The following is a 13845-nucleotide window of genomic DNA, read 5'->3' as shown; positions in this document are numbered from 1 at the left end:
ACCATTTTATTTGAGAAAAAATAAAAAACACCAAATAAAGTAAAGACAAAAAAACGAATTAGGCAGATAATTGTCGGTGAATACTCATCACCTGAGGAATCAGCGCCTGCTCCCCATCATTGTAAATCACGAAATCGGCCATAATGACTTTTTCTGACTCAGGCATTTGTTTGGAGATGCGGGCTTCGATATCCTCTCGCTTGGCACCGTCGCGCATCATCACCCGTTCAATGCGCAATTCAAGTGGGGCAGTAACTACGATGATTTTGTCCAAACTGCGGTAGGAGCCACTTTCATAAAGCAGGGCGGCTTCCTTAAGTGTGTAAGGCACATCGTGTTGGGCAGCCTGCCACTCCAGCCCATCTCGGCCAACCGCAGGATGAACCAAGGCATTGAGTTGAGAGAGTTTGTCCTTGTCGTTAAAGGCTACCTGAGCGATGTGAGCACGATTGAGTACATGTGGCTCCAGATAGGCTTCTGGGCCGAACAAGTCAATGATACCCGCAATCAAATCAGGGTCATGGCTCATCAGGTATTTGGCCCGATCATCTGCATAATAAATGGGAATACCAAGGGTTTCAAAGATTTTACATACAGTGGTTTTGCCGCTGCCAATGCCGCCAGTAATGCCGAGGTGTTGCATGATCAATCGGGTATCATGATTTTTTTCTTTTATCCAAAAATAGACTTTTTTTTTGATTGTCAAAATAATTTTTCAACTTTGTTTTAAAATCTAGAACAGCCTACAATTCAAAACAAGCTATTTGCTCTTATGGCCAAATTCAGAAGAAATCACACACCTCAAGGCTCAAAAGGTAACACGGCAGCCCGCGTTGGACTTTTTGCGGCCGTCATTACCGGACTCATTGCTGTTTACAATTGGTTCTCCAAATCTCCTGCTACATTGCCTACTGATGAGACCAAAATTGAAGAAGTGGTCACTCCAGTTGACGAGGTTGACGACCAGGAATTTTACCTACCAACATCCAGCACTGGAGCCATTGTAGAGCACAAATATTACACCCTCTCCTACAACGAACGCCACGAACAAGCCGAGTGGGTCGCCTACGTGCTTACCCGCGAGCGCCTGCAAATGGAATGGCAAGATCGTCCTGATCTTTTCGAAGCTGATCCCAAAGTGCGCAGCGGTTCAGCCACATTAAGCGATTATCGTGGCTCTGGCTATGACCGGGGCCATCTGGTTCCAGCGGCAGATATGGCTTTCAACACCACTGCGATTACCGAAACCTTTTACCTCAGCAACATCAGCCCACAAGCCCGCGATTTCAACAAGGGCATCTGGAAAGAATTGGAAGAATTGACCCGTGATTGGGCCATCAAGTTCAAAAAGCTCTACGTGGTCACCGGGCCAATCCTGAAAGATGGAGGAAAAGGCACAATTGGCAATAATGAAGTAACAGTTCCTAGTGCATTTTATAAAGTTTTGCTAGATTTATCCGAGCCAGATCAAAAAGCGATCGCTTTTATCGTTCCCAATGAAGTGAGTTATGATCCCTTGTTCAAATATGCTGTCAGCATTGACGAGGTGGAGAAACAAACCGGCATCAATTTTTTCCCAAAACTCATGACTCGTGAATTGGAACGCGAACTGGAAAGTAAATTCAACCGTGACTTTTGGCCGTTTAGCAAAAAAAAGTTTGATTTGCGGGTGAATAAGTGGAATAAAGAATAACAGGTCTATGTCTAAAAAAGAAAAGTTCATCGAGGAAGTTACCCAGGGCTATACCTTTAAAGGGGCTTCGATTGCATTGGGTGGAGCAGTGTTGGATGGGGAATCCATTCCTGGCCTGACCATCAGTGCTCCTTTGCGCATGTTCAACCGCCACGGCTTAATCAGTGGGGCAACGGGTACGGGTAAAACCAAAAGCTTGCAGGTATTGGCCGAGCAGCTTTCTGAAAATGGGGTTCCAGTGCTGTTGATGGACATCAAGGGCGACCTCAGTGGTATTGCCATGCCCGGTGAAGTGAATCCGAAAATTGAAGAGCGGCATAAAAAAATCGGTATCCCCTTTAAAACAGAGGGCAACCCGGTTGAATTTTTTACCCTCTCCAGGGAAAAAGGCGCTCGTTTGCGGGCTACAGTTACAGAGTTCGGCCCCGTGCTGTTTTCGCGTCTGATGGAAATGTCGGACGCACAGTCGGGCATCCTGTCGGTGATTTTTCAATATTGTGATGACAAGAATATTCCCCTACTCGACCTGGAAGACCTGCGCAAGGTTATCCAGTGGATTACCGGGGAGGGCAAAGCCGAAATTGAGGAGCGTTACGGCACCATGAATACCGTTTCGGCTGGTAATATCCTGCGCAAGGTAGTAGAACTGGAGCAACAAAAAGCCGATGTGTTTTTTGGTGAGCCTTCCTTTGAAGTCGACGACCTTTGCCGCAAAGATGCCAATGGCCATGGCGCGGTCAACATTGTACGTTTGACGGATATCCAGGATCGCCCCAAGTTGTTTTCCACCTTCATGATCCAATTGTTGGCAGAAATTTACAGCACTTTTCCTGAAAAAGGTGACCCTGAAAAACCTGAGTTGGTGATCTTCATCGACGAGGCACACCTGGTATTCAACGAGGCTCCTGATGCTTTGTTGGATCAAATCGAAGTGATCATCAAGTTGATTCGTTCTAAAGGAGTTGGGGTGTTTTTCATTACCCAAAACCCAATCGACGTACCGGATATCGTGTTGAGCCAGTTGGGGATGAAAATTCAACACTCTTTGCGGGCTTTTACCGCCAAAGACCGGAAGGCCATCAAGCTGGCTGCCGAAAACTTCCCAATCAGCGAATATTACCAGGTGGACGAAGTACTCACACAATTGGGTACCGGGGAGGCCTTGGTTACTGTGCTGAACGACAAAGGTATCCCCACTCCCCTAGCCTACACCCTCATGCGGGCACCACAATCGCGAATGGATGTGCTGACGGATGGTGAGGTTGATCGCATCGTGATGCGTTCTTCACTGGTGGCGAAGTACGACGAGGTGGTTGACCGTGAGAGTGCAGCAGAAATTTTGCAGCGCAAAATGGATGCGGTACGTGAAGTGGAAGTCCAGGAAGCCCGCCGGGAAGAACTGGAAAAAGCCACAAAAGAGTCTAGCCGTACCAAGCGTGGGGAACGCAGTTTTGTAGAAGACATTTTGAGGAGCCCAACTACCAAGCAAATTGCGGGGACTTTGACCCGGGAGTTGACAAGAGGATTGTTGTCGGTTTTGGGATTCAAAAAGAGACGCTAACCTTGTTCTCCATGGCATAAAAAAGAAAGCCCCAGAGCATCGATCAAGACGCTCCGGGGCTTTTTACCCTAACAAAACATCAATATCACTTATTTAACAAGATCATCTTCTTGGTTGCAGTAAAATCTGCAGTTTCCAACGTGTAGTACAATACTCCGCTGCTACGCAGTTGCTCGTGTTTGAGGGTAACCTGGTTATCACCTTTGGCATAGTTGCCTTCCAGGCGATACAACAAAGCACCTTTCACATCGCGCACAGTCAAAGTAGCTGCACTAGCCACGGGCAAGTAAAAACCAATGGCGGTTTCTTCCACGAATGGGTTGGGCGTATTTTGGTACAATGCCGCCAGATCACTCGGGGTTGCCCCTTTTAGCTCCAATTGTACATCCATCAGTTCATCGTCTTTGTCATACGCTTCTTTTGGCGTCAGCTGGCTGTTGATTTTCAACACTTTACTTAAAGGTAAGTTAGACTCAGCTTTCAAGTGTAGGGTAAACAGTATTGACTCCGCAGTTGTGCTGGAAAGAGGGGCACCTGCAAGCGGTGCCCCTACGTATGACGATGTAATTTGGCCTGAACGAGGGAAATAACCAAAATGGTCGGCCTTCATTACACCATTGTATTCGATTTGCTCAAGCTGAGCCATGCTTGGATCAACTTGTAGTGTAAATTGGAATCCTTGTACACTCGCCAGGTCTTTAGCGCGGATGCTTACAGCGTAACGTTGTCCGGCTTTAAGGTCCTGTTCTTCCGTTTGCAATTGCAGGGCTTTGGCACTACGTACCTCGGCACTTGCGGTACTGCTCACCTGGGCATTGCCATTGACATCTCCCATTTTGATGGCGATGAAATTGGCCTGAACTTTACCAGCCAGGTCATTGACGTTCACCACCTCTGGGAAAGCTTCAACCCAAGGATTGTTTGGATCAGGGAATTTGTAGGCGGCATCCACAAAACGCCAGCTGGGTACATTGCTGAATCGCTCGTCGATATTGAGGATCAGCTTACGCATCTGGATCATGTCGAGGGTAGAAATAGACTTGGAATTGTTCACATCTGCGGCGATCAAACGGTATGGATTGTTGATCGTTTGTACACCAAGAATGTGTTTTTGCAATTGTACCAAGTCAAATGTTGATACCCCGTTGAGATGATCCTTGTCGAGTTGAGCTGCTAAGGTAAAGTCACTGCCTGCGGGCAATTTTCCAAAATTAAACAAGCCATTGCTTGCAGTATTCTGGTTCAGCTGCGCACCGCCACTGACATCAATTTTCACCCCAGAAACGGGTTCTGCTTCATCAGTAGCCACCAAACCGCTGATCTCGCCAGTCACAACGTTGCTTGGATCAGGACAAACTTTGCGGTTGTCTTGTACCTCTACAAAGGTTACACAGAAATCGTGATTACCAGCTTCATCCCAGGCGTGGAGTTCAACCAGAATGAAGCCCAATTCCAAATCTGCACAGTTTACACTGATGCTCGTTTGGTTTGGATTCACGGGTTCTTTCACCCGGTTCACAGAGTATTTCGTGATCAGCTTCAAGCCATCCTTCGTCTCTGGTCCCTGACCATTGCAGTCGTAAATCTTGGATGCAACAAAGTCCGTTGCCCAAACCGTCATCATGCCACCACCATTGCCATCAGGCATCAGGTCGACACTCAGGCCGTTGATGCAAATTGGGGCTGGTGCCTTGCAATCCTTCACCACAAATGGGATCCGGGTTGCTACACTTAGATTACCACATTCGTCGCGGCCCACCACGATCAAGTCGTGGGTACCTTCAGGAAGGTTGCTTACGGTAATTTCGTATTGGCCATTACCCAGATCTTTGGTACTCCAACGAGGGGTGCTGTAAGTGATCATCTTGCCAGCATCGAGCGTCTGGAAGGGCGCAATCATCAGTTGTTGACGTTCCAATTCTACTTTATCGGTACAGTTGTCTTTGATCGTCACCACCTTGGTGATGTTCGCTGTGCAGGCCGTTGGGCTCGTGCAGAAGGTGTCTCTCACTCCACTTACCACTGGACGAGTGTCATCGTACACCTTGATGATTTGGGTATAGATGAAGCTGTGGTAGAACTCGCCCGCTACTTCGCAGTAGGGAACCTCCTCGGTAAAGTCAATATCGTCTGCGTTACCAGCAACCAAGTCCTTGGAAACCCAGAACTCTTCGATGCCATCTCTCTTATTGCCTTTGCGGTCACGAACCAACACATAGATTGGTGCCTTGCCATAGTTGCCAAACACCGCCCGATCGATGACCGAGACATTGGTTTGTTCCAATGGGTCACCACAACGATCATCGTAAGTACACCAGTTGATCACCGAATAAGTCCGGAAAATCTTGTAGCATTCATCATCCGAGGCATCGTAGCGCTTGTCATGGACATTCACCGCCAGGATATCGCAGCCCAGTTCGTCGGTGATTACCGTGTCGATGATTGGCGTTTTGCAATCCGTCGATACATCTTTAGGGAAACAAATGTTGTATTCGTGGACAGGTAGAATGTGGATGCGTTGCTTGCAAGTCACGCTGATTGGGCCTTTCGCCGTTTGTTTGGTCAAAGTCCAGATCCGATCGATGTACCCTGCGCCACACTTCAATTTTTTCTCGGTGGTATAGGTCGTATCCAGTGCAGCACAATCGTTGCCCGTTGGGATGGTCACATCGCCAAAGATTTTCGCTGAAGCAAACTTGTCATCGATAGAAGCAATGTTTTTGTCATCGCAGTAGATCGTCACATCCCATGGGGCCAAACAAGTTGGTGCCACCTTGTCTTCGATCAGCAGGTCCATCCAGCAGTAGTTCGTATTGCCGTAGATGTCACCTCCCCACAATTCAACAGTCACTCTTTCGCTCAAATCGCAGCAGAAGAACTCTACAAAGTCCAACAGTGGTGTCATCAATTTGCCGCCTTTCAGAATGAAGGTTTCGCCAAAGTCAGCAATGTCGCCATCGCCATTCCGGTCAAAACCATCTGCTTTGCTTACATCGCCATCCGCAGGTAATGCATCCAGTTTGCCGTTGCCGTTCGTGTCGTAACCTTTGGCAATGAAGCTAGCTGCACAAGCATCCGGTACATTTCGGCGAACCGCAATCCAGTCCAGTTTGCAATTGTCCCAAGAGCCTTCATCGATGTCTGTTGCGCTTACCTGAGCATAACCATTGGTGTAGCCATTGGCATTGCTCAAGGTCACATGCAGGTCATCGTCACACTTCATGATTGGTGCGATCTTGTCCTTCACTTCAAAGACAAAACAAGCTGTAGAGGCATTGTAACAACCATCAAAAGCATCGATCACCATCAGGTGTTTACCTACTGGCAGACCGATCATCATACCGTTCATTACCGGATATTCTACTTTTTCCCAGCAGATGTCTTCCTTGTTGCAATACCCAAAGTCTTCATGTTCACCACGCAGCTCCGCTTTACGCGCTTCGGGTTCGGGTTGGCAGAAAGGATAATCAGGACCTTCGTAAACAAGGATGCCTTTGACATAGCGGTCTTTGGTATACACACTCACACTGACATTCCCCAGGGCACAATTGTCTTTGATGCTTACCCCAAAAGCAGATTTGATTCCAGCCACCGTTACAGGTATGGCTGCAGTACAATCCATCGGGCCAGTCGAGATATCGAAGGACGCACCATGCGCATAATCATAGGTAGGAGCTTCAAAGTCACCAATTTTAATCAGGACATGGAGGGTATCCACAATACCACCAGCACACCAGTCAAAGATGTACATTTCCCGATCAATCTTAAGGCCCTTGCCATTGCAGATGGGGAATTCGGTATCCTTGATTTGTACGGAATAGTTGCATTCCACCTGATCGATGTACAAACAACGTGGGTTGCCAGGAGGATTGTTGAAGTAGCTACACACAAATGGAGTTACATCTTCCTTCTTAATCAGGCTCTTGTCTGGAGCACAAGCATTGTATTCCACAACCCGATCGTATTTACCCTCACCATCTCCTTCGAAGGTAAAATCAGCAATTTTGGGCCGTTTGAAATCAATTACTTGAACCGTATCCGCAGTCATGCCATTGCAATCAGTGGCCACCCATTGGCGGAAAATGCGTGCATAAATGCCGCCATTCTTTTCCATTTGTTCGCAAGAATAGTATTCAACGCGATCGCTCCATTTCAAGGTAGTGCGGCAACCACAGTCGCGGCAATTGTCACGGAAGAATGGGTAGCCCAGATTCTTGATGTTGTCGGAAACCAAACTTGCTGGCTTCAAACCACAAGCAGATTCATCGTCAGCAATCCCCTCCGCGTTATTGATGACCTGGCTGCTGCTGGCGGATGGACGAGGTGAGCTCGTAGTGCCTACATTGCCAATGGTCAAGCGGTTGTTGAGTACGTAGTTTACATCGTAACAATCCAGTGGTTTGTCAAAAAAGTTGGCACATTCCAGGATTGGTCCGGTTTTATCCTCAGCAACGATGGTTCCCCAACATGGCGCATAGTCAAAACAAGCTTCGTATTCCGGCTTGAGGCGAACGAGGTATTTGTGCGTTCCTGCACAATCAACGTAGTTGTCGTTGTTGCCATCTTCGATAAGGACTTCCAAGGCATCGCGAAGCAACTCCCGGTTTGGACATTGTTCAAAGCCATCAATCACCAAATCTGGTGTGATCAACAAGCGACAGTTTTTGTCCAAAGTAACCCATACCTCGGTCAAACAGGCCAAACACTGGATGTCTGCCTTTGGTCGGATGTTGACAGTTACGTAGTATGGATCCCCTTCACAATCTTCGGTGCTCGTTGGAACAACCCGGTAGATGATGGTTTGGGTGGTAGTACTCAAGTTGGTAAGCAGGTCATTGATGACCGTACTTGTCCCAACGGGGCTGTAGGTTTCACCATCAATTTGCGGATGATTGTAAGGTACACTTGAACCAACAGATGCTACGCTATACCATTTAAAGGTACTTTGTACGTCACATTTCACCTGCAATTGCAAATCTACATTGACCGCAATACAAGAGTAAATGTTCTTTTCAATCGGTAAACCAACTGGTTTTGGAATGGCCTTGAAATAAGCAGTCTTGGTCAAGGTTTGATCACAAATGTCAGTCATGACAATTTTGATGGTCACTTTGCCACCACACTCACTTGGTGCATCCACACCGTTTAAGCTGGCCACTTCCTGATCATTCACATAATATTTTACCGTAGCACCACAGCCACCACTGGTCTTAAATTGGGCGATCCAAGCTGCGAATTCTGTATCGATACCACCTTGAAGTAGACATCTTACGGTTTTATCAGCAGGAAGATTGATCACCAGATCAGGACGAGTAAGCACTGTATAAGTAGCGTCTTTCACCACCGTTTGGTCACAATCGTCGGTCACCGTCATTTTGATACGAACCGAACCGCCGCAGGAGCTAGGCGCTACTACGCTGCTCAGGTTGGCAACCGTAGTCAGAGCAGCACCGTTGATGGATACTTCGTATTTGATCTTGTAGTTGCAACCGCCGCTAGTGTATTGGAAGGCTGCTTTCCAGGTAGCAAAGTCGCTGGTAGAGGCACATGCTTCTTTCGTTACATTATCCGGGCCTGCCGCTACTAAGGTTGGGCGGATGGGCACCGTATAAGTCGCATCTTTCACCACCGTTTGGTCACAATCGTCGGTCACCGTCATTTTGATGCGTACCGAACCACCGCAGGAGCTTGGCGCTACTACGCTGCTCAGGTTGGCAACCGTGGTCAGGGCGGCGCCGTTGATCGATACTTCGTATTTGATCTTGTAGTTGCAACCGCCGCTAGTGTATTGGAAAGCTGCTTTCCAGGTAGCAAAGTCAGTTGTCGATGCACAGGTTGGCTTGGTAACATCCTCTGGACCTGCTGCTACCAGCGTTGGGCGGGTAGGTACAGTATAAGTAGCATCTTTCACCACCGTTTGGTCACAATCGTCGGTCACCGTCATTTTGATGCGTACCGAACCGCCGCAGGAGCTTGGTGCTAACACGTCGTTCAGGTTGGTTACCGTGGTCAGGTTGCCACCGTTGATCGATACTTCATATTTGATCTTGTAGTCGCAACCGCCGCTCGTGTATTGGAAGGCCGCTTTCCAGCTAGCGAAGTCAGTTGTCGATGCACAGGTTGGCTTGGTAACATCCTCTGGACCTGCTGCTACCAGCGTTGGGCGGGTAGGTACAGTATAAGTAGCGTCCTTCACCACCGTTTGGTCACAATCGTCGGTCACCGTCATTTTGATGCGAACTGAACCTCCGCAGGAGCTTGGTGCTAACACGTCGTTTAGGTTGGTTACCGTGGTCAGGTTGCCACCGTTGATCGATACTTCGTATTTGATCTTGTAGTTGCAACCGCCACTGCTGTATTTGAAGGCCGCTTTCCAGCTAGCGAAGTCAGTTGTCGATGCACAGGTTGGCTTGGTAACATCCTCTGGACCTGCTGCTACCAGCGTTGGGCGGGTAGGTACAGTATAAGTAGCATCTTTCACCACCGTTTGGTCACAATCGTCGGTCACCGTCATTTTGATGCGAACTGAACCTCCGCAGGAGCTTGGTGCTAACACGTCGTTCAGGTTGGTTACCGTGGTCAGGTTGCCACCGTTGATCGATACTTCGTATTTGATCTTGTAGTCGCAACCGCCGCTAGTGTATTGGAAAGCTGCTTTCCAGGTAGCAAAGTCAGTTGTCGATGCACAGGTTGGCTTGGTAACATCCTCTGGACCTGCTGCTACCAGCGTTGGGCGGGTAGGTACAGTATAAGTAGCGTCCTTCACCACCGTTTGGTCACAATCGTCGGTCACCGTCATTTTGATGCGAACTGAACCTCCGCAGGAGCTTGGTGCTAACACGTCGTTCAGGTTGGTTACCGTGGTCAGGTTGCCACCGTTGATCGATACTTCGTATTTGATCTTGTAGTTGCAACCGCCACTGCTGTATTTGAAGGCCGCTTTCCAGCTAGCGAAGTCAGTTGTCGATGCACAGGTTGGCTTGGTTACATTCTCTGGACCTTCTGCTACCAAATCTGGGCGGGTAGGTACAGTGAAGGTAGACATGCACATCTTTTCAGCAGTACAAGCGTCCTTGACCAAAATTTTGATCTTGACTTTTCCACCGCAAAAGGTAGGTGCAGTAATATTGGCAATGCTCTGATATTCTACTTCAGGTCCATCATTGATGCTCACCAGATAACGTACCATGGGAGAACAACCACCTGTGTACGTAAAGCTATTTTTCCAGGTGCTGAACAGGTTGGCAATGTTCTGAGTCGTACAAGTCTCTTTAATTGCAAAATCGGTTGGTGCGTTACAAGAGAGCGCGGGTGATTTGACCACGTAGGTTTCGGCACAGGTACCCTCGATGAAAGGCTCGTCATCCTCGTCAAACTTGTCGTTGTCATTCAAATCATCGTAAAGGATGTAAGTGTAAGTCCGGGTTAAACCATCACCACACAAGGAACCGCCATCAGTGGTAATCACCTTGATTTTTGCTTCTTCACAAAAGGCAATGTTGCTGAAGACATCGGCAGGGTTGGTTTTTGCCGCTGGCACAACGCTGTAATCACAACCTGTCAATGGAGAAGGTTTAGTCAATTTGCATACCCCCTCCAGTTTGCAGCATTGCAATAGAATGGTCTCACTGATTGCAGGGCAATCATTTGCATCTTTAAGGTAAATGGTTTGATTGGAACCATCAGCAAATGGAATGGAAATGATGCCATTGGCAGGAACCGCACTAAAGCTGTTGTTGTCCAGAGAATAAGTGAAAGGTCCGGTGCCATTGGTGATATTCAGGATAATGTCAATGTTCTCACCACTTCTTGATTCACAATCCAGTGCTGGTTCAAATGCAACTGGCTTTACCAAAATGATGGTTGCACTTGGATCGGAGGTGCAGTTGTTGGCATCGGTAACCTCCACGTCGTAAGTACCCGGTCCCAAATTCGTAAAGTTGTACGTTGCATTTGGCGTGGAAGCAGAGGTACTAAGCAAAGTACGACTTGGGCTGTGTTTGTACAAGCGGTACACAAAGGGTGCCGTGCCCGAAGCAGTGGCCTGAATCGCCCCTTGCTGAGTACCCAGGTTACAAACCGGGCTGATGGGTTCAATGCTTATTTCCGGTTTTTGGTTGATGGTTGTTGTGGTGCTACAGTTGGTGGGGCAACTATTCGAACTCGCTGTACCAGAAAGGCTTACTGTAAAATTAGTCAAGACAGTTCCGTTGGGTATAGTAACCGTTATTGAAGTAGTCCCCTGACCCGTAAATGACAAACCACCACTCACCAACCAGGTGCGGTCAGTAACTCCACTGGTGGTGAAGGTAGCGGTACTGCCTTCACATACAGAGGATGGGCCATTGATGGTACAAGTGACTAGTTCCTTAATATTGACGGTTTTGGTACAGGTTTCGGTACAGCCATTTTTAGAAATGGTCATCCGTATGGTATAGGACCCCGTTGCATTGGCTGGAATGGAAACGGTAACTGAGCTATTCGTGGAAATTCCAGAAATAGAGGCACCAGCGGTATTGCCTTCCAAACTCCAGGCATAAGTAGCACCGGAAACACTTTCCACACTGTGCGCATTCTGCGTTTCCCCCTGGCAAATTGAAGTAGTACCAGAGATGTTACAAGGCAAATCCAGGCCTTCATTAATGGTGAAGGTGCATTCGGCATAACAACCATTGTTATCCGTGATGCTAATTTTATAATTGCCTGGTTTCAGGTTATTGACCACTACCGGGCTGGTAGCAGAGCTAACCTGGCTGAATTGAGTTGGTCCACTGATCCAGCTCGCCACATAATTGGGCGACGCATTGGATACTGCAACGCTCACCGATCCATTGTCCTGATCTACACACTGTTCTGGAGTAGGTGTACAATTGATCGATATTTCACTTACTGTACCAATGGTGCTAGTCAGCACTTTTTTACAATTGTTGGCATCAGTAACGGTTACACTGATGGATCCAGGTGCAAGACCTGTAACCTGAGTGCCGCCCATCGCCACAGTTCCCCGTGACCAGTTATAGGTGAATGCGCCAGTACCGCCGCTCGCGCTCACTGTAGCCGAGCCATTGGTGGCACCAGTACAGGCTGCGGAAGTGGGAGTTATGGAACCAGTGATGGCGGGAGGCTCTGTAATGGTTACCATTTCAGTGTACACGCAACCATTCTTATCGGTTACCGTAACGGTATAAGTTCCAGGGCCAAAACCGGTGAAGGTTCTTGCCACTCCATTTGAAGTTTGGTTGGATTTGCCTGTCACCGAGATTATAAAGTTGGCCGTTCCCGTCGTAGGATCTACAGTAATGGTTCCGTCAGCAGCATCTTTACACTTGACGTTGGTAAAGGTGACATCGGCATCTACGCCAGGTGCTGCCACTACGGTGCAAGTCTCGATCTTACTACACTTGTTATCTGGACCATAGGTAACCGTAACTGAATAATTTCCAGGAGTCAGCCCAGTAATGCCAGAAGTAGTGGCACCATTGCCCCAAAGATATTTCACAGTGCCCAGGCTGTTGCCACTTACGCTTACGCTCACGGTACCATCACCGGAGCCCCCTGGGCAATCAGGAGTGGAAGCGCAAGAGATCGTAGCCGTAGCAGAAGCAATAGTCACTGAACTTTTGCAATAGCCGCAAGACTCGCTGTCAGAAGGCTTAACGGTGTTGGCTAGCGGCTTGTAAACCACCGCAACCGTATAACTGCCAGCAGGAAGGCCGCTAATGGTATTTGCACCACTTACTGCGGTTTGAGCAACCGTCCAGGTGCCACCATTACCGACCCGAATTTCGTAGTCGCTCGCGCTGGTACCTGGAGCTGGAGTAAAGCTGACAAATACCTTGCCGTCAGAACTTGTTTCGCAAGCAGCTTCTGATCCGGTAACACTCCAATCAAATTTCTTATAGTTGACGCAGGCTTTGAGCGAAGCGAAAACAGTAGTTACAGCTTGTAGGTTACCGTTGCTGATGGTTAAAGTTGTGAAACCATCGGCAAGGCCTTCAATGCAGACTTTGTCTGAGCAATTTTTGGCAAAAAGAGCGTCTAAATCGCCTGGGTATGGGGAGGTCTTGGTGCGGGTAGGTAAAAGTCCTGATTTTTCTTCCCCAGCTGCCAAAGTAATGATTCCGGTAAATGCAGATGGTTCGAGTGGGTCGAAAAGCAGATCACACATCCAGGCTTTGATACAGCCCAAAAGGCCCACTGATGTATTCTGGGAGAGGTTCCCAATGTTTTTTACCTTCCAGGTACCTTCCATGGTCATGGTCACTTCCACTTTGGAAAAACCGACGGCATTACAAGGTGCTTTGGGCAGGCAATAGTCATTTGGATTGAGTAAAAGCCAGTTGGAGCTTGGGCTTCCGTCGCAGAGTGGCCCATTGGTCGGATCACAAGCATCGGTCGCAACTCTGGCGCAATTGGTAGTCCAATCGGTGGCAATTTTAGAGATGTTCATGGGTGTCACATCGCAAGTTTGGGCAAGCCCTAGATTGGGAATTGCCAAAGCAATGATCAACCATAGCCCCAATTGGAGATAGGTGTAAAATTTTTTCATGTCGTGATTATGATGTGTTCAATACTGGAAATAGAAACAAAA

Annotated in this window: 4 protein-coding genes; 2 read left to right on the top strand and 2 right to left on the bottom strand. The window is 48.1% G+C overall.

The features are described from left to right. Nucleotides 1-58: 58 nt before the first annotated feature. Nucleotides 59-643 carry a dephospho-CoA kinase gene (gene coaE / locus ACO08K_RS23080; RefSeq protein ID WP_421798841.1) on the bottom strand — a complete coding sequence of 195 codons (585 nt, stop codon included), beginning with the start codon at nt 641-643 and terminating at the stop codon, nt 59-61. Between the two features lie 129 nt (nt 644-772). Between coaE and ACO08K_RS23075 the strand changes: the two genes are divergently transcribed. Both ACO08K_RS23075 and ACO08K_RS23070 read left to right on the top strand, forming a co-directional pair. Beyond that, a complete protein-coding gene (locus ACO08K_RS23075) occupies nt 773-1693 on the top strand; it encodes a DNA/RNA non-specific endonuclease (RefSeq protein ID WP_421798840.1) in 921 nt (306 codons plus the stop codon). A 7-nt stretch (nt 1694-1700) separates the two neighbouring features. Beyond that, nucleotides 1701-3254 carry a helicase HerA-like domain-containing protein gene (locus tag ACO08K_RS23070; RefSeq protein ID WP_421798839.1) on the top strand — a complete coding sequence of 518 codons (1554 nt, stop codon included), beginning with the start codon at nt 1701-1703 and terminating at the stop codon, nt 3252-3254. 85 nt (nt 3255-3339) lie between these two features. Here the strand turns inward: ACO08K_RS23070 and ACO08K_RS23065 are convergent, their stop codons facing one another. Then, nucleotides 3340-13803 (bottom strand): PKD-like domain-containing protein, encoded by a 10464-nt coding sequence (locus tag ACO08K_RS23065; protein WP_421798838.1) that lies wholly within the window; start codon nt 13801-13803, stop codon nt 3340-3342. Between the last annotated feature and the right edge of the window lie 42 nt (nt 13804-13845).

The organism is Haliscomenobacter sp. (assembly GCF_965225875.1).
Lineage (GTDB): Bacteria > Bacteroidota > Bacteroidia > Chitinophagales > Saprospiraceae > Haliscomenobacter.
Note: the sequence above shows the minus strand (reverse complement) of the source record. Positions and strands in the feature narration are given on the sequence as shown.